The 18,196-nt window shown below is 73.0% G+C and carries 15 protein-coding genes; 14 read left to right on the top strand and 1 reads right to left on the bottom strand.

Translation table 11 applies throughout. From position 1 onward, the window contains the following. Window positions 1-93 precede the first annotated feature (93 nt). The 8 genes from steA to KBX00_RS10445 all read left to right on the top strand — a co-directional run bounded on the left by steA (window position 94) and on the right by KBX00_RS10445 (window position 11,095). Window positions 94-1,272, top strand: coding sequence for a putative cytokinetic ring protein SteA (gene steA / locus KBX00_RS10480; RefSeq protein ID WP_210825678.1), 1,179 nt, complete (start codon window positions 94-96; stop codon window positions 1,270-1,272). Window positions 1,273-1,299: 27 nt separating this feature from the next. Beyond that, window positions 1,300-2,241 (top strand): copper transporter, encoded by a 942-nt coding sequence (locus tag KBX00_RS10475; protein WP_210825676.1) that lies wholly within the window; start codon window positions 1,300-1,302, stop codon window positions 2,239-2,241. A gap of 174 nt (window positions 2,242-2,415) precedes the next feature. Further along, complete coding sequence (locus tag KBX00_RS10470; RefSeq protein ID WP_210825753.1) at window positions 2,416-3,282, top strand: hypothetical protein; 867 nt, start codon at window positions 2,416-2,418, stop codon at window positions 3,280-3,282. 1 nt (window position 3,283) lies between these two features. Then, complete coding sequence (murJ, locus tag KBX00_RS10465; protein ID WP_210825673.1) at window positions 3,284-4,918, top strand: murein biosynthesis integral membrane protein MurJ; 1,635 nt, start codon at window positions 3,284-3,286, stop codon at window positions 4,916-4,918. A gap of 164 nt (window positions 4,919-5,082) precedes the next feature. Next, window positions 5,083-6,258, top strand: a complete 1,176-nt coding sequence (locus KBX00_RS10460) for a glycosyltransferase family 4 protein (RefSeq protein ID WP_210825671.1) — start codon at window positions 5,083-5,085, stop codon at window positions 6,256-6,258. Continuing rightward, window positions 6,258-8,543 carry a hypothetical protein gene (locus KBX00_RS10455; protein ID WP_210825751.1) on the top strand — a complete coding sequence of 762 codons (2,286 nt, stop codon included), beginning with the start codon at window positions 6,258-6,260 and terminating at the stop codon, window positions 8,541-8,543. Before KBX00_RS10460 ends, KBX00_RS10455 begins: the two co-directional genes overlap by 1 nt. Window positions 8,544-8,679: 136 nt before the next feature. Next, on the top strand, window positions 8,680-10,419 hold the full coding sequence (locus KBX00_RS10450) for a CTP synthase (protein WP_210825669.1): 1,740 nt from the start codon (window positions 8,680-8,682) through the stop codon (window positions 10,417-10,419). A 70-nt stretch (window positions 10,420-10,489) separates the two neighbouring features. Then, complete coding sequence (locus tag KBX00_RS10445; protein ID WP_210825667.1) at window positions 10,490-11,095, top strand: NUDIX hydrolase; 606 nt, start codon at window positions 10,490-10,492, stop codon at window positions 11,093-11,095. Window positions 11,096-11,237: 142 nt separating this feature from the next. Here the strand turns inward: KBX00_RS10445 and KBX00_RS10440 are convergent, their stop codons facing one another. Beyond that, entirely contained in the window at window positions 11,238-11,525 is a 288-nt protein-coding gene (locus tag KBX00_RS10440) for a TM2 domain-containing protein (RefSeq protein ID WP_210825665.1), read from the bottom strand. Between the two features lie 242 nt (window positions 11,526-11,767). On the opposite strand from KBX00_RS10440, the gene ald reads away from it, so the two are divergent. From ald to KBX00_RS10410, 6 genes are all read left to right on the top strand, one after another. After that, on the top strand, window positions 11,768-12,883 hold the full coding sequence (ald, locus tag KBX00_RS10435; protein ID WP_210825663.1) for an alanine dehydrogenase: 1,116 nt from the start codon (window positions 11,768-11,770) through the stop codon (window positions 12,881-12,883). Continuing rightward, entirely contained in the window at window positions 12,880-13,881 is a 1,002-nt protein-coding gene (locus KBX00_RS10430; RefSeq protein ID WP_210825749.1) for a site-specific tyrosine recombinase XerD, read from the top strand. The genes ald and KBX00_RS10430 overlap by 4 nt, the downstream gene beginning before the upstream one ends. A 255-nt stretch (window positions 13,882-14,136) precedes the next feature. Then, window positions 14,137-15,060, top strand: a complete 924-nt coding sequence (locus KBX00_RS10425; protein ID WP_164450082.1) for a ParA family protein — start codon at window positions 14,137-14,139, stop codon at window positions 15,058-15,060. Window positions 15,061-15,106: 46 nt separating this feature from the next. Next, window positions 15,107-16,300 (top strand): ScpA family protein, encoded by a 1,194-nt coding sequence (locus tag KBX00_RS10420; RefSeq protein WP_374225278.1) that lies wholly within the window; start codon window positions 15,107-15,109, stop codon window positions 16,298-16,300. Next, entirely contained in the window at window positions 16,297-17,304 is a 1,008-nt protein-coding gene (gene scpB, locus KBX00_RS10415) for an SMC-Scp complex subunit ScpB (RefSeq protein ID WP_210825661.1), read from the top strand. Before KBX00_RS10420 ends, scpB begins: the two co-directional genes overlap by 4 nt. Then, a complete protein-coding gene (locus KBX00_RS10410) occupies window positions 17,291-18,061 on the top strand; it encodes a pseudouridine synthase (RefSeq protein ID WP_093409729.1) in 771 nt (256 codons plus the stop codon). Before scpB ends, KBX00_RS10410 begins: the two co-directional genes overlap by 14 nt. The last annotated feature ends 135 nt before the right edge of the window (window positions 18,062-18,196 follow it).

Genomic DNA, 18,196 nt, shown 5'->3' with positions numbered 1-18,196 from the left:
CCGGCCTTCGCCCATCTGTGCTTCCCTGGGTAGGCGGCCCTGCTCAGGCATGTCGCGACAGATTCGCCTGCCTCACATGCCAGGATGGTCACGATGCGTCTACCCACGTTGCGCCGGGCCCGGAACGCGGAACCGGGACAGATCCTCGGCACCGCGCGCCTGGACCGCCGGACGAAACGGCTGGTCGGCCGGCTCCGCCCCGGCGACATCGCGGTCATCGACCACGTCGACCTGGACCGGGTCGCCGCCGACTCGCTCGTCGCCGTCGGCGTCGGTGCGGTGCTCAACGCCAAGCCGTCGGTCTCCGGCCGTTACCCCAACCTCGGGCCGGAGGTGCTGATCGCGGCGGGCATCCCGCTGCTCGACGACCTCGGCGAGGGCGTCTTCGAGCGGATCCGTGAGGGCGACACGGTGCGCATCGAGGGCAACACCGTCTACCTGGACGACGATCCGGTGGCACACGGCAGCCTCCAGGACGCCGAGAGCGTCGCCAAGGCGATGACCGACGCCCGGGAGGGCCTTTCGGTGCAGTTGGAGGCGTTCGCCGCCAACACGATGGACTACCTCAAGCAGGAACGCGACCTGCTGCTCGACGGTGTCGGAGTGCCCGAGATCGCCACCGAGGTGCAGGGCCGGCACTGTCTGATCGTGGTCCGGGGCTACGACTACAAGGCCGACCTGGACGTGCTGCGCCCGTACATCCGGGAGTTCAAGCCGGTGCTGATCGGCGTCGACGGGGGCGCCGACGCCCTGGTCGAGGCGGGCTACACCCCCGATATGATCATCGGCGACATGGATTCGGTCACCGACGACGTGCTGCGCTGCGGCGCCGAGGTGATCGTGCATGCGTACCCGGACGGGCGGGCGCCGGGGCTGCCCCGCGTCAACGGCCTCGGCGTGCCGGCGGTGACCTTCCCCGCCGCCGCCACCAGCGAGGATCTCGCCATGCTGTTGGCCGACGAGAAGGGCGCCTCGCTGATCGTCGCGGTGGGTACCCATGCCACGCTCGTCGAGTTTCTCGACAAGGGGCGCGGCGGCATGGCGTCGACGTTCCTCACCCGGCTCAAGGTCGGTGGCAAGCTGGTCGACGCCAAGGGCGTCAGCCGGCTGTACCGGCAGAGCATCTCGGGGTCGTCCCTGCTGCTGCTGGTCCTGTCGGCGCTGGCCGCCATGGCGTCGGCGGTGGCCGTCTCCACCGTCGGCAAGGCGTACCTGGGCGTGGTCTCCGAGTGGTGGGACAATTTCGTGTTCCAGCTCGGCCAGCTCTTCTAGCTCCCGACCGATCAAGAGGCTTCAAGCGTGATCAACTTCCGGTACCACGTGGTTTCCCTGACCGCGGTCTTCCTCGCCCTGGCGATCGGCCTGGTGGTCGGTACCGCCGCGCTCAACGGTCCGGTCGCGGACTCGCTCCGGGAGACCGTCAACGAACTGCGTAAGGACAACCAGCACCAGCGCCAGGCGGTCCAGAACATGCAGCGGGAACTGGAGCTGGAGGAGGACTTCGCCGCCGAGATGGCCCAGGTGATGCTGCCGGGCACGCTCAGCGGCAAGCGGGTGCTGGTGCTCAGCCTGCCCACCGGTCGCGAGCACACCGAGGGGGTGCTCAACATGCTCCAGCTGGCCGGCGCCGACGTCACCGGGCGGATCGACCTGCAGGACAAGTTCATCAACCCGGAGAACAACAACGACCTGCTCGAACTGGCGGTCACCGCGGCCCGACCGACCGACGCGCCGACCGAGGGGCTGCCCGGCAACGGACACGGCGTCGAGACCTCCAGCGCCCTGCTGGCCACGGTGCTGCTGGACCAGCCCGCCGGCGCCGAGCCGGTCACCGAGGCCGACCGGCGGGCGGTGCTGGCCGCGTACGGCAACGCCAACTACCTGACCACCTCGGACCGGATCACCGCGCCGGCCGAGGCCGTCGTGGTGGTCAGTGGGCAGCCGTACGTGGACAAGGACTCCGCCAAGAAGGACGAGTCCGTGGTGAAGATCGCGGAGCAGTTCGACCGGACCGGGGCGATCGTGGTGGCCGGCAACGGCTCGGCCGGCGGCAACCTGGTGGCCTTCGTCCGGGGCGACGCAGTGCTCGCCCAGACCATCTCCACCATCGACAACGCCAACACCGTCCAAGGTCAGCTGGTCACCACCCTGGCGCTCGTGCAGCAGCTCGCCGAGCGTAAGGCCGGTCACTTCGGCGTCGGTGACAGTGCCGCCTCGTTGGTGCCTAAACTGCCCCAGTGAACCCTTCTCATCCGCCGCGCCGGCCGACCCGTCGGCCGGGCCGCAGGAGGTGCGATCGCGCCGAGCGGTTCGGGTTGACGAGGGGTTCAGTGACCTGATGGGGCACCCGGTGCCCGATCCGACGATCTCCGCCGGTCGGCGGGAGGGGATGGCGTGAGTGAGCGGGACGGCGACGTGACGGTCTTCGGTCGACTGCTGGTGGCCGGGGCCGGGGCGATCGCCGCCCGGTGCGCGCTTCGCGTGATCCGCGCCGCGCCGCGCGCGCCGGCTCTGGAACGGACCAACTTCCGGGGACGCACCGTGACCCTGGCCGCCGGCCCGGCCCTCGCCCTGGGAGCCTCGGGCGCCGCGGCCGGCGGGGCGGCGAGCGTGCCGGCCGGGGCGGCGACCCTGGTGGCCGGGCTCGGCGCCGGTGCGGTGGGCCTCTACGACGACATCGTCGGTGCCCGCCCGGAGCAGAAGACGGCCAAGGGTTTCGCCGGTCACCTGGCCGCGTTGCGGCAGGGCCGGGTCACCGCCGGCCTTGTCAAGATCGTCGGAGTGGGTGCGGCCGGTCTGGGAGCGGCGATCCTGCTCGCCGCCGACCGCGACGTGGCCGGGCATCCTCGTCGGCGTCGACAGGGCCCGCTGGGGCGGGGCCTCGACGTGCTGTTCGGCGCCGGAGTGGTGGCCGGCACGGCGAACCTGGTCAACCTGCTCGACCTGCGCCCGGGACGGGCACTGAAGTCGGGTCTGCTGCTCGGTGCGCCGCTGAGCGGTGGCCGCCACGGCGGGATCGCCTCGGGCGCGGCCGGTGCCGCCGCCGGGCTGCTCCCGGCCGACCTCGCCGAGGACGTGATGCTCGGCGACAGCGGCGCGAACGCCCTCGGTGCGGTGCTCGGGGTGGCGCTTGCCGCCCGTACCGGCCCGGTCGGCCGGGCCGGGCTGCTGGCCGTCCTCGCCGGGCTCACCGCCGCCAGCGAGAAGGTGAGCTTCACGAAGGTCATCGCGAGCACGCCGGGGCTGCGTGAGCTCGACGCGCTGGGCCGACGCGCCGACTGACGTGACCAGACCGGCCCCCCTCGTCGGCGCCGGCCGGGTGGCCGGAGCGGCGGCCCTCATCGCCGCACTCACCGTGCTCAGCAGGCTCGCCGGGTTCGGTCGTACCGCCGTGTTCACCTGGGTGGTGCAGGACAGCGACCTGGGCGCGATGTACCTGCTCGCGAACACCATTCCGAACATCATCTTCGAGATCGTCGCGGGTGGGGCGTTGGCCAGCCTGGTCGTACCGCTGCTCGCCGGAGCGGTCGCGGCGGGGGACCGGTCGGCGGTCGCGGCCACCACCGGTGCCCTGCTCACCTGGACGGTGACGCTGCTCGTGCCGCTCGCCGCGCTGGTGGCTCTGGGCGCCGGGCCGATCATCAGCGCGCTCGGTGACAGCCGGTCACCGGAGGAGCTGGCGGCCGCCGTCCGGATGCTGCGGGTCTTCGCGCCGCAACTGCCGCTGTACGGCGTCGGCATCGTGCTCACCGGCGTGCTCCAGGCGCACCGGCGGTTCGCCTGGCCGGTGATCGCCCCGCTGTTGTCCAGCCTCACGGTGGTCGTGGTCTACCTGGTCTTCGCCGGGGTCGCCGGTACCGGGGCCAGCGTGGCGCAGGCGGGCCGCGGCGGCGAGTTGATCCTGTCGGTGGGCACCACCCTCGGCGTGGTGGTGCTGTCACTGTCGCTGCTGATCCCGCTGCGTCGGCTGCGGCTGCCGCTGCGCCCCGGGTACACGTTGCCTCCCGACGCCCGGGTCCGGGTGCGCGGGCTGGCGGTGGCCGGCGTGGTGACGGTCACCGCCCAGCAGGTCGCGCTGGCGGTGATCCTCTATCGGCTCTCCAGCGGTCGGACCGAGGCGTTCCAGGTGTTCAACCTGGCGCAGACGTTCTACCTGCTGCCCTGGGCGGTGCTGGCGGTGCCGCTGGCCACCGCCGCGTACCCGGCCCTGGCCACGGCGGCGGGCACGGACGAGCGGACCTACCGGAACGTGCTGTCGGCGACGCTGCGCGGGGTGCTGCTGTGCAGCTTCCTCGGTGCCGCGGGACTCGTCGGCGCGGCCGGCCCGATCGGCCGGTTCTTCCCGCTCGACAGCGACGCGACCGCCGCCGCGATCGCCGGTTACGCGCCCGGGCTGCTCGGGTACGGCCTGTTCGCGGTGTTGTCGCGCGCCTTGTACGCCCGAGGTGCGACGCGGGCGGCGACCGTCACCATCTCCGCCGGCTGGCTGACGGTGCCGCTGGTGCTGCTTCCGCTGTCGGCGCTGCTCCCGGTGGCCGACCGGGTGTTGGCGGTGGCGTTGGCCAACTCGGCGGGAATGCTGCTGCTCGGCGCGCTGCTGCTGGTCGCGGTCGCCCGGTCGGCCGGACGGGAGGCACTCGCCGGTGCCGGACGGGCCGGCGGTGCCGGTCTGCTGGCCGGCGGTGTGGCCGCCGTCGCGGCGGTGGGGATGCTGCGGCTGCTGGGCGCCGGGGACGACCCCCCGGCGCGGTGGACGGCACTGATGCAGGGCATGCTGTCCGGAGTCCTGGTGGCTGTCGTGTTCCTCGCCGTGGTGTGGCTGGTCGACCGGCAGGACCTGCGGCCACTGCTGACCGGCCTGGGTCGACGCCTGCGCCGGGCCCGGCCAGGTGACCGGAAGGAGGAGGCGTCCCGGTGAGCGCGAGGAGTGAGCTTGCGAGCCCCGCAGTCGCGAACGGAAGGCCAGCACGGTGAGCGCGAGGAGTGAGCTTGCGAGCCCCGCAGTCGCGAACGGAAGGCCAGCACGGTGAGCGCGAGGAGTGAGCTTGCGAGCCCCGCAGTCGCGAACGAAGGGTCGGCCCGGTGAGTGCGCCGAACGGGTCGGCGGCCGTCGCGGGCCGGCCGGGGACGGTGGTGCTGCTGTTGGCGTCCAGCACCGGCGGCGTCGGCCAGCACGTCCGGTCGGTGGCGCGGGGGCTGGTTGCGGCCGGGCGGCCGGTGTTGGTCTGCGGGCCGGCAGCGACCCAGGAACAGTTCGACTTCGTGGCCGCCGGTGCCCGGTTTCGGCCGGTGGAGATCCCGGCGAGTCCCACGCCGGCCGACGCCCGCGCGGTCGGTGCGCTGCGCCGGCTGCTCGCTGCCGAACAGGCCGACGTGGTGCACGCGCACGGGCTGCGCGCCGGGCTGGTGGCGGTGCTGGCCCGGCCGGCGGTCCCGCTCGTGGTCACCTGGCACAACGCGGTGCTGGCCGGCGGCGTACGCGGTGCCGTGTCCCGGCTGGTGGAGCGGATCGTGGCGCGGGGCGCCCGGGTGACCCTCGGTGCCTCCGCCGACCTGGTGGCGCGGGCCGTCGCGTTGGGTGCGGGGGATGCCCGACTCGCCCCGGTCGCCGCTCCGGAACTGCCCGCGCCGCGTCGCCGCCGGGCCGCCGTGCGGGCCGAGTTCGCCGTCGCCGCCGACCAGCCGTTGATCCTGTCGGTGGGCCGGCTGCATCCGCAGAAGCGGTACGACGTGCTGGTGGACGCCGCCGCTCGCTGGCGGGAGCGCACCCCGCCGCCGGTGGTCGTGATCGCCGGCAGCGGACCGGCCTACCTGCCGCTGGCTGCCAGGATCAGCGCTGCCCGGGCGCCGGTCACCCTGCTGGGGCACCGCACCGACGTGGCTGATCTGCTCACCGCCGCCGACCTCGCGGTGGTCACCAGCGACTGGGAGGCCCGTCAACTGTTCGCGCAGGAGGCGCTGCGGGCCGGCGTACCGCTGGTGGCGACCGCGGTGGGTGGGCTGCCGGAGCTGGTCGACGACGCGGCGGTGCTGGTGTCACCGGGTGATGTGGACGCGGTCGACGCGGCGGTGCGGGGCCTGCTCGACGACGAGGCGGGCCGGGCCGAGCTGGCGCGGCGGGGCGCGGCGCGGGCGTCGACCTGGCCGACCGAGACACAGACCCTCGCCCAACTGCTGGCGCTCTACGCCGAGCTGGCGCCCGGCCCGGCCGGGCCGGCCACGCCGGGCGCCGACACACCGTCGACGGGACGCCGGTGATGCTGCGTCGTATCGCGCCGATCCTGCTCACCGTGCTGGTGGTGGCGCTCGGGGTCACCGCGCTGGCCGCCCGTCCGCAGGGTCCACCGTCGCGACCGAGCGCCGACTACGTGGTCCTCGTCGGGGTGGCCGGGCTGCGGTGGGACGACGTGGACGCGGAGCGTACGCCGACGCTGTGGCGGCTGGCCCGGGAAGGCTCGATCGGGTCGCTGTCGGTGCGTTCGGCGCACCGGCCCACCTGCCCGGTGGACGGCTGGCTGACTCTCGGCGCGGGCAGCTTCGCCGCCTGGCCCGGCAACCGGAGCGGGGACGGGCAGTGCCCGCCCGTCGACGTGACGGTGGACCAGCCGGACGGCATCGGTGCGAACCTGCCGGACCAGGAGAGCGTCGTCCTGCACAACCAGGAGCGGCTGCCGTGGGGCACGGTGCCCGGTGCGCTGTCGGAGTCGGTGCGGTGTTCGGTGGCGGTCGGACCGGGCGCGGCGGTGGCCGCCGCCCGACCGTTCGGCCGGGTCGACCGGTACGCGCCGACGCTGCCCGAGGAACCGGCCGGGCTGCTCGGTTCCTGTGTGCTCAGCATCGTCGACCTCGGCACGGTGGAGGGTGAGGATCCGGCGGTGCGGGCGGCGGCGGCCGAATCCGCCGACGCCGAACTGGCCCGGGTGCTGGCCGGTCGACCGCCGCGTTCACTGGTGATCGTCGCCGGGGTCTCCGACACCGCGCAGCCGTCCCGGCTGCACGTGGCGGTCGCCCACGGGCCCGGCTGGGAGGAGGGCTGGCTGACCTCGCCCAGTACGGACCGGCGCGGCTATCTACAACTGATCGACCTGGCCCCGACGGCGCTGGCCGCCCTGGGCCGCCCGATGCCGGACCGGCCCTTCCTCGGCCGGCCCGCCGAGTCGGTCGGCGACCGGCCCGCCGACCTGTCCGCCGCGATCTCCGAGCCGGCGGACGCGGACCGGGAGGCCGCCGCCCAGCGGGAGGTGGCCGGCGGGTTCTTCGTCGTGCTGGCGGTGGTGCAGGTGGCGCTCGCGGTGGCGGTGCTGCCGCTGCTGCGCCGGGCTCGCCGGCACGCCGGTCCGTACGGGCCGAAACTGGTGCCGCGCCCGGTGGTGGCGACGGTGGAGGTGCTGTTGGTCGCGGCCGCGCTCGCGATACCGGCGGCGCTGGTCGCCGAGGCCGCTCCGTGGTGGCGCTTCGCGCATCCGGCGGCCTCGTTCGCCGGGCTGACCGCCGTGCTGCTGGCCGCCACGACGCTGCTGGTACGGCTCGCTCCCGGCTACCGCAGCACCCTGGGCCCGCTCGGCGCGGTGGCCGGGTTGACCACGTTGGCCGTCGGCCTGGACGTGGTCACCGGTGCCCGGTTGCAGCTCAACGGGGTGGTGGGCTACTCCGCGTTGGAGGGCGGCCGCTACGCCGGCCTGGGCACCGTCGGACTCGGCGTGTTCGTCGCCGCTGTCCTGCTCAGCGCCGGCTGGCTCGCGCAGCGGGTACGTCGTGGCTGGCGGCCGACCGTCATGGTGATCGTGGGCGGGGCCGCCGTGGTGATCGTCGGCAGCCCGTACCTGGGCGCCGACTCGATCGGCGCGATCGCCCTGACCGCCGGCGTGAGCGTGGCGGCGGCGATCAGCGCGGGTGGCTGGCTGACGCTGACCCGACTCGCCTGGGCGACCATGGCCGGGCTGGCCCTGACGGTCGGGTTCGCGGTGGTGGATCTCGGGCGGGCCCCGGCGGAGCGGGGCAGCCTCGGCCGGTTCCTGGCCGCGCTCGGCGACGGCACCGGCGGGCTGACCGTGCAGCGGTCCAGCGCCGCCAGCTTCGAGACGCTCGTCAACAGCCCGCTCACGGTGCTGGCGCTGGCGGGCGCGCTGCTGGTCTGGTTCGCGCTGCTGCAACCGTGGGGCGGGCTCATGCGGCTGTTCGGCATCTACCCGGCGATCCGGGCGGCGATGGCGGGCACCGCGGTGGCGGCGGTGATCGGCGGTCTGCTGGGTGCCGCGGCGCTGGACGTGGCGGGGGCCGCGGCGGCCGTGGTGGTGCCGATGGCGGCGCTGTCGGCACTGCGGGTGCTGGACCACGCGGCGGACCGGACCAGGCCGGGCCTGGACCGTCCCGCGGACGGCGGGCCGTCCGGTGGCGGCCCGCGCGATCCGGGCCCGCGCGATCCGGGCCCGAGCGGTGGCGGCCCGGGCGACGCCGACCCGGACGGCGATGTTCCGGACGGCGATGTGCCGGACGGTGGCGGTCCGGGTGCGCGGTCGTCGGCCGAGGTCGCGACCGGGTGACTCGGCGGCGGTACCCGGGTGCGCCACCGGAGGGCCGTCGGGGAGGTGTTACCGTGGAATCCCGTGGATCGCGTGATCACTTCGCTGATCGGCTCGGCGGTCTGCACGACCGCGACGGACGACACGGGAGCAGGCCTTGGCCCCTTCAGCACGGACGACCAGGCACATATTCGTCACCGGAGGCGTCGCCTCCTCGCTGGGTAAGGGGCTCACCGCCTCCAGCCTCGGCAACCTGCTGACCGCGCGCGGACTGCGTGTGGTGATGCAGAAGCTCGACCCGTACCTCAACGTCGACCCGGGCACGATGAACCCGTTCCAGCACGGTGAGGTCTTCGTGACCGAGGACGGTGCCGAGACGGATCTCGACGTCGGCCACTACGAGCGTTTCCTGGACCGGGCGCTGTCCGGCAAGGCCAACGTCACCACCGGTCAGATCTACTCCGAGGTGATCGCCAAGGAGCGGCGCGGGGAGTACCTGGGCGACACGGTCCAGGTGATCCCGCACATCACCAACGAGATCAAGTCCCGGATCCTGGCCATGGCCGACCCGGACGACGACGGCCGTACCCCGGACGTGGTGATCACCGAGGTCGGCGGCACGGTCGGTGACATCGAGTCGCTGCCGTTCCTGGAGGCGATCCGCCAGGTGCGCCACGACCTGGGCCGGGACAACTGCTTCTACCTGCACGTCTCGCTGGTGCCCTACCTCGCCCCCTCCGGCGAGCTGAAGACGAAGCCCACCCAGCACTCGGTGGCCCAGCTGCGCAGCATCGGTATCCAGCCCGACGCCATCGTCTGCCGGTCCGACCGGGACATTCCGGAGAAGCTCCAGCACAAGCTCTCCCTCTACTGCGACGTCGACGCCGAGGCGGTGATCGCCGCGCCGGACGCGCCGAGCATCTACGACATTCCGAAGGTGCTGCACCGGGAGGGGCTCGACGCGTACGTGGTGCGCCGGCTGAACCTCTCCTTCCGGGACGTGGACTGGGAAGGCTGGGACGACCTGCTGGAGCGGGTGCACCAGCCCCGGCACACCATCACCGTCGCGCTGGTCGGCAAGTACGTCGACCTGCCCGACGCGTACCTGTCGGTGAGCGAGGCGATCCGGGCGGCCGGCTTCGGCCACCGGGCCCGGGTGCAGCTGCGCTGGGTGCCCAGCGACGAGTGCGTCACCCCGACCGGTGCGGCGGCGGCCCTGGCCGGCGTCGACGGCATCGTCATTCCCGGCGGGTTCGGTGTCCGGGGCATCGAAGGCAAGATCGGCACCGCCCGGTACGCCCGGGAGAACGGCATCCCGCTGCTCGGGCTCTGCCTGGGTCTGCAGTGCATGACCATCGAGGTGGCCCGGCACCTGGCCGGGCTGGACGGCGCCAACTCCCTGGAGTTCGACGCCGAGGCGGTGCACCCGGTCATCGCCACCATGGCCGAGCAGCAGGACATCGTCGCCGGCAAGGGCGACCTGGGCGGCACCATGCGGCTGGGCGCGTACCCGGCGACGCTCACCGAGGGGTCGATCGTCGCCGAGGCGTACGGCACCACCGAGGTCAGCGAGCGGCACCGGCACCGGTACGAGGTGAACAACGCCTACCGCGACCAGCTCGTCAAGGCCGGGCTGCACATCTCGGGCACCTCGCCGGACGGTCGGCTGGTCGAGTTCGTCGAGCTGGACCGGGATCTGCACCCGTTCTTCGTGGCCACCCAGGCGCATCCGGAACTCAAGAGCCGCCCCACCCGGCCGCACCCGCTGTTCGCCGCCTTCGTCCACGCCGCGGTGACGTACTCGCACGCCGACCAGCTCCCGGTCGATCTGGACGGGACCACCGCCGAGCGGGCCACCCGCAACGGCGTCGCGGAGAAGGCGGCATCGGCCTCGTGAGCGGACCGTCCGAGGGGATCGAAGGGGCGATGTGGGCCGAGGCCGGAGCGGGTGACCCGGTGGTGGGCCGATGAGCGCCGTCGAGCACCGCTACGAGGTGCGCTCGCGGGAGCTGCGCTACCGTGGCCGGATCTTCGAGGTGGTCACCGAGGAGGTCACCATGCCCGGCGGTGGCACCGCGGCGCGTGACCTCGTGCGCCACGTCGGCGCGGTGGCGGTGGTGGCGCTCGACGACGCCGGTCAGGTGGTGTTGATCCGGCAGTACCGCCAGCCGGTGGGTCGGCGGTTGTGGGAGTTGCCGGCCGGGCTGACCGACGTCTCCGGGGAGGACCCGGCGGTGACGGCGGCGCGTGAGCTGGCCGAGGAGGTCGACCTCACCGCCGGGCGGCTCGACGTGCTCGTCGACGTGCACAGCTCGCCCGGGTTCACCGACGAACTGGTCCGGGTCTTCCTGGCCCGGGATCTCGGCGAGGTGCCGGCCGAGCAGCGACACGACCGGCACGACGAGGAGGCCGACCTGCAGATCGTCCGGATCGACCTGGCCGAGGCGGTCGGCATGGTGCTGGCCGGGGAGATCAGCAACGGGCCGTGCGTGGCCGGGCTGCTCGCCGCCGCCCGCGCCCGCGACGCCGGCTGGTCGGGGCTGCGCCGGGCGGACGCCCCGCTGCCCCGCTGACCCGGGTACGGTGCCTCGGACGCGCGGTGCCCGGGCGAGAGATGCGGCGTCCGGTCACTCTCGATCGAGCGACCGTCAGGCTCGTTCGACGGGTGCAGGGGTGGGCGGTCTCCACCGCCCAGCCCCTGCCTGATTCCGTAGGTCAGTCGCGCAGCGGTCGGCCCTGGGCGTCGACGCCGCCGTTCACCAGGATCAGGATGCCGTCGACCAGGCCCCAGATGCTGCCGAGACCGGCGGTGCACACACTCACGACGAGCTGCAGCACACCGGTCTTGACGTCACCGATGTAGAACCGGCCGGCGCCGAAGAAGCCGAGCACGATGCCGATAACGCCCGCGACGACCTTGCTCTTGTCAGAGACGCCCTGGGGGTACCCGGCATGAGGCGACCCAATAGTGATCCTGCGGTCGCCGTCCGTGCCGGTGCGCATCAGATGGGACGATAGGGCCCAGGACCGTCCGCACGACCGATGTGACGTCCACCGCCGGCCCGGGTGCTCACACCTGACACATCGTCAACGGGCGCGGCCAGCAGGTGTCACAGTGCAGGCTCCGCCGACCTGCGGTCACGCCTAGACTGCCGCCGGCGGGACCGGTCGACCGGGGCGGCAATGGGGCCGCCACGGCGCCGCGCAGTCGGGGTGGACGTGCCCCGAAGAGAGGTGTCAGCATCGTGAAGGTCGGCATCCCACGCGAGGTCAAGAACCACGAGTACCGGGTGGCGATCACGCCGGCCGGCGTCAACGAGTTCACCCGCGGCGGTCACCAGGTCTTCGTCGAAGCCGGCGCCGGGCTCGGGTCGAGCATCACCGACGAGGAGTTCGCCGCCGCCGGTGCCAAGATCCTGGAGAGCGCCGACGAGGTCTGGGCGGCCGCCGAGCTGGTGCTGAAGGTCAAGGAGCCGGTCGCCGAGGAGTACCACCGGATGCGCGCGGGACAGGTGCTCTTCACCTACCTGCACCTGGCCGCCTCCCGGGACTGCACCGAGGCGCTGCTCGACCGGAAGATCACCGGCATCGCCTACGAGACCGTGGAACTGCCGGACCGGTCGCTGCCGCTGCTCGCCCCGATGTCCGAGGTGGCCGGACGGCTCGCCCCGCAGGTCGGCGCGTTCCACCTGATGCGTACCGGTGGTGGCCGGGGGGTGCTGCCCGGCGGCGTCTCCGGCGTGTACGCGGCCAAGACCGTGGTCATCGGCGCCGGCGTGTCCGGCATGAACGCCGCCGCGATCGCCCTGGGCCTGCAGTCGGAGGTGCTGCTGCTGGACAAGAACGTCGGCCGGTTGCGCCAGGCCGACGCCATCTACCGGGGGCACCTGCAGACCGTCGCCTCCAACGCGTACGAGATCGAGCGGGCGGTGCTGGACGCGGACCTGGTGATCGGGGCGGTGCTGGTGCCCGGTGCGAAGGCGCCGAAACTGATCTCCAACGAGTTGGTCTCCCGGATGAAGCCGGGCAGCGTGCTCGTCGACATCGCCATCGACCAGGGTGGCTGCTTCGAGGACTCGCGGCCCACCACCCACGCCGACCCGGTCTACCGGGTGCACGAATCGATCTTCTACTGCGTGGCGAACATGCCCGGCGCGGTGCCGAACACCAGCACCTACGCGCTGACAAACGTCACCCTCCCGTACGCCCTCGAACTGGCCAACCACGGCTGGCGCGAGGCGGCCCGCCGCGACCCGGCGCTGGCGCTGGGCCTGAACACCCACGACGGACGGGTCGTCTACGGACCGGTCGCCGAGGCACACGGCCTGCCCACCCTGCCGTTGACCGAGGTGCTGGCCTGACCGACAAGCGACCGACCCCGGGCGAGGCCGGTGGGGGCGAGCAGCCCGCGCCGGCCCTGCGCCGTGCCGTCCGCGGCTACCTGGACCACCTCACCGTCGAACGTGGACTTGCCGCGAACACGCTCGCGTCGTACCGCCGGGACCTGGACCGCTACCTCGGCTCGCTGGCCACCGCCGGGGTGACCGAACTGTCCGCCGTCTCCGCCGGGGAGATCGAACGTCACCTGGCCCGGCTGCGTGCCGGTGCCGACGGGCACCCGCCCCTCGCGGTCGCCTCGGCGGCCCGCGCCGCCAGCGCGGTACGCGGACTGCACCGGTTCGCGCTGCGCGAGGGCCTGGCCGGCGCCGACCCGAGCCGCGACGTGCGGCCCCCCACCGCATCCCGACGGCTGCCCCGGGCGCTGCCGCTCGACGACGTCGTCGCGCTGCTGGAGACCGCCGGACCGGTCGACGCGGCCGGGGACACCGCGCCGCTGGCGCTGCGCGACCGGGCGCTGCTGGAGTTCCTGTACGGCACCGGGGCGCGGATCTCCGAGGCCGTCGGTGCCGCGGTGGACGATGTGGATCTCGACGACGGAGTGACCGTGCTGCGCGGCAAGGGCGGCCGGACCCGTCTGGTGCCGATCGGCGGATACGCGCTGCGGGCCCTCGGTGCGTACCTGGTGCGGGCCCGACCGGGGTTGGCCGCCGCCGGCCGGGGCACCCCGGCGATCTTCCTCAACGCCCGGGGTGGGCCGCTGACCCGGCAGGGCGCCTGGGGCATCCTGCGCCACGCCGCACGGCGGGCCGGGCTGACCGTCGACGGCCCCCGGGCCGTGTCGCCGCACACGTTGCGCCACTCGTACGCCACCCACCTGCTCGACGGCGGGGCCGACGTGCGGGTGGTGCAGGAACTGCTCGGGCACGCCTCGGTCACCACCACCCAGGTCTACACGCTGGTGACCGTCGAACGGCTGCGCGAGGTCTACGCCACCGCCCACCCCCGCGCGCTGACCTGACCGTCGACCGGCCCGTGATCGGCGCTGCGGTGCCAGCGATCATTCCGCCGTGGACCGCACGTCGGCGGCCTGACCTGCTGGTGGTCGGTGCTGCCGGCCGACACGCCGAGCGGGTGCCGAACGCCCTGCTGACCGGTGGCGTACAGTCGGCATGGCGCGGCCCTCGCGGCGAGTGGACCGGGGTGCGCAGCGGCGCCGCGAAGGACGTCGGGCGGCTCCGATGCCGCACGGTCGCCGGGAGGGGGCAACGAGGACATGGCTGGCAACGGTGACCGTGCCGAGACCTGGACGTCGGAGCTCCGCGAGCAGCAGAACGCCCTCGGCTCGGATCTGGGTCCGGCGGACCCGGCCGCCTACACCATGCGCAAGCCGATCCCGGAGCCGATGCCCACCGACCGGCACGGGCCGGCCCGCATCATCGCGATGGCCAACCAGAAGGGCGGGGTCGGCAAGACCACCACGACCATCAACCTCGGTGCCGCGCTGGCCGAGTACGGCCGCAAGGTGCTGCTCGTCGACTTCGACCCGCAGGGCGCCCTCTCCGTCGGGCTGGGCGTCAACCCGCACAACCTGGACCTGTCGGTCTACAACCTGCTCATGCAGGACGACGTCACCGCCGACGACGTGCTCATCAAGACCGACGTGGCCGGGCTGCACCTGCTGCCGGCCAACATCGACCTCTCCGCCGCCGAGATCCAACTGGTCAACGAGGTCGCCCGCGAGATGGCCCTGGCCCGGGTGCTCAAGAGCATCCGCAAGGAGTACGACTACATCCTGATCGACTGCCAGCCGTCACTCGGTCTCCTGGCGATCAACGCATTGACCGTCGCGCACGGCGTGCTCATCCCGCTGGAGTGCGAGTTCTTCAGCCTGCGCGGAGTGGCGCTGCTGCTGGACACCATCGACAAGGTCCGCGAGCGGCTCAACTTCGACCTGGAACTCGAAGGCATCCTCGCCACCATGTACGACAGCCGCACCACCCACTGCCGTCAGGTGCTCCAGCGGGTGGTGGAGGCGTTCGGCGACAAGGTCTACCAGACCGTGATCACCAAGACCGTGAAGTTCCCCGAGTCCACCGTCGCCGGCTCACCCATCACCACGCTCGACCCGGCCTCCTCGGGGGCCCGCAACTACCGTCAGCTGGCCCGTGAGGTGATCGCCGCGCAGGCCGAGCGGTAGGAGGCGCTGAACCGAGGTGTCCCGACCGTGGACTACCGTCGTCGGCGTGAGCGCCCCGCCCCTCGACCCGACCGCCCCGGCGGCACCGCAGCCCGTGGCGGCTGACCCACCCGCGCCGACGGACGCGACCGGGTTCACCGTGCGGCTGGCGAACTTCACCGGCCCGTTCGACCTGCTGCTGCAGCTGATCGGCAAGCACAAGCTCGACGTCACCGAGGTCGCCCTGCACCAGGTGACCGACGAGTTCATCGCCTACATCCGAGCCATGGGCGACGACTGGGACCTGGACGAGGCGAGCGAGTTCCTCCTGGTCGCCGCGACCCTGCTCGACCTGAAGGCCGCTCGGCTGCTGCCCGCCGCCGAGGTCGAGGACCCGGAGGACCTGGCTCTGCTGGAGGCGCGGGACCTGCTCTTCGCCCGGCTGTTGCAGTACAAGGCGTACAAGGAGGCGGCGGCGCACATCGCCGCGCTGGAGGAGGTCGGCGGTCGCCGCTACCCGCGGGCCGTCACCCTCGAAGCCCGCTACGCCGAGGCCCTGCCCGACCTGGTGCTGGGGATCGGCCCGCAACGGCTGCTCAAGCTGGCGGTACGGGCGATGACCCCGAAACCGGTACCGGAGGTGTCCGTCGCCCACGTGCACATGGTCCGGGTCAGCGTCCGGGAGCACGCCGACATCATCGCCGCACGGCTCCGTCGCGCCGGCACCGCCAGCTTCTCGCTGCTCTGCGCCGACTGCGAGGCGACCCTGGAGGTGGTGGCCCGGTTCCTCGCCCTGCTGGAGTTGTACCGACAGGGTGTGGTGGCCTTCGTCCAGGAGCAGGCGTTGGAGGAGTTGACCGTCCGCTGGACGGGACCAGCCGATGGTGGCCCGGCGTTGGCCATCGACGAGTACTCCGGCACGCCAGCCGAGCCGTCCGCGCAGCCGTCTTCCGGGTCGCCAGCTGAGCCGTCTGGGCCGTCGTTGGAGTCGGCTTCCGAGCCCCTGTCGGATGGCGGGCCGGTAACGGCTGGCGGCGCTGGTGACGCCGGGAGCACCGGTGACGCCGAGAGCACCGGTGACGCCGATGCTGGTGCCGCTGGTGCCGCCGATCTCGGCGAGACTGGTGTGCGCGGTGCTGACGCTGCCGATGCTGGATTCAACCAGGCTGGTGCTGGTGTCGGCGGTGGTGTTGTTGACGCCGGGGGTGCTGGGGCCGGCGAGGCTGAGGTGATGGGAACGACCGAGGAGCGAGCTGGATGAGCAACGAAGAGCGGCCGGACTCCCTGGCCGACCAGGCCGCCGCCTGGATCCCGCCGTGGCAGCGCCCCGCTCCCGCCCCACCCACCACTCCCGCCTCACCAAAGGACTCCGCCCCACCCACCGACTCCCCCCCACCCACCGATTCCGCCCCACCCACCGCCTCCGCGTCAGTCGCGGTAGGTGATGCCGCAGATCTTGGTGCGCAGGTGCCCCTCCAGGGGCGGTCCCCGTCCAAGATCGAAATTGTTGACGAGCTGGAGGGGCGGGGCGCGGGTGAGGGGGGGACGGAGGAGGTTGCGGGGGTTCGTGCGGCAGAGGGTGACCTGGGGGGAGACGCACCGGGGGGAGATGTCCCGGGGGGAGACGCACCGGGGGCGGATGCTTCGGGGGATCTGGGTGGGGGGCGCAGGCGGTCGGGGGCGCGGGTCCGGCCGGTGCCGGAGCCGGCGCCGGACCTCGACGACGCGGAGTTGCGTGGCGCGCTTGAGGCGATCCTGCTGGTGGTCGACGAGCCGGTGAGCGAACTGGTCCTCGCCCAGGTGCTGGAGCAGCCCGCCGAGCGGATCGGCCCGATGCTCGACGAGATCGCCGCCGGGTTCACCGCCGCCGGGCACGGGTTCGAGCTGCGCCGGGCGGCGGGCGGATGGCGGCTGTACACCAGACCGGAATACGCCACCTACGTCGAGCGGTTCGTGCTCGACGGGCAGTCGGTGCGACTGACCCAGGCCGCACTGGAGACCCTGGCGGTGGTGGCGTACAAGCAGCCGGTGACCCGGTCGCGGATCTCCGCCATCCGCGGTGTCAACTGCGACGGCGTGATCCGTACCCTGGTCACCCGCGGCCTGATCGAGGAGTGCGGCACCGAGTCCGACAGCGGGGCGTACCTGTACCGGACGAGCACCATGTTCCTGGAGAAACTCGGCCTGAACAGCCTCGACGACCTGCCGCCCCTGGCCCCGTTCCTCCCCGACGACGTAGAAGAGCTTGCCGATGCCACGCGATGACCGCACCCCCCGCCCCGACGCACCCGTCTACACCGGCCCGGAACGCCTCCAGAAGGTGCTCGCCGCCGCCGGTGTCGGCTCCCGGCGGGCCTGCGAGGATCTGATCTTCCGGCGGCGGGTGACGGTCGACGGGCGGGTGGCGCAGCTCGGCGACAAGGTCGACCCGACCACGGCCGTCATCCACGTCGACGGCGAGCGGCTGGCGGCCGACACCCGGCTGGTGTACCTGGCGATGAACAAGCCGCGCGGGGTGGTCTCCACCATGGCGGACGAGAAGGGACGTACCGCGCTCGCCGACTTTCTCGGCAACCGGGTCGAACAGCGCGTCTACCACGTCGGGCGGCTCGACGCCGACAGCGAGGGCCTGCTGCTGCTCACCAACGACGGCAACCTGGCACATCGGTTGATGCACCCGTCCTACGGTGTGCCGAAGACCTACCTGTGCGAAGTCTCCGGCCCGATCCCGCGCAACCTCGGCAAGCGGTTGGCCGCCGGGGTGGAGCTGGAGGACGGCCCGGTGACCGTCGACGCCTTCCGGGTGGTGGACAGTCTGGGGCGTACCGCCCAGGTCGAGCTGACCCTGCACGAAGGCCGCAAACACATCGTACGGCGACTGCTCGCGGAGGTCGGCCACCCGGTGAGCCGGCTGGTGCGTACCTCCATCGGGCCGATCCGGCTCGGCGACCTGCGCGCCGGGCGTACCCGGAGGCTTACCAACGCGGAGGTCGCCGCCCTGTTCAAGGCCGTGGGTGACTGAGGCGGCGGTCGCGGGTACGGCTGAGGGTAGGCTCGCTCACGGCCCCGCCGGTGGCGCGCCACGGTGCCGGGCATGATGGAACGTGTGTTGCAACCGCTCGCGGTCGTCGCCGACTGATCGTGAGGTACGGGCTGA

Source organism: Micromonospora sp. C95 (genome assembly GCF_018070465.1).
In the GTDB taxonomy this organism is placed as follows: Bacteria; Actinomycetota; Actinomycetes; order Mycobacteriales; family Micromonosporaceae; genus Micromonospora.
This window is presented reverse-complemented; position numbering and strand designations above follow the sequence as displayed.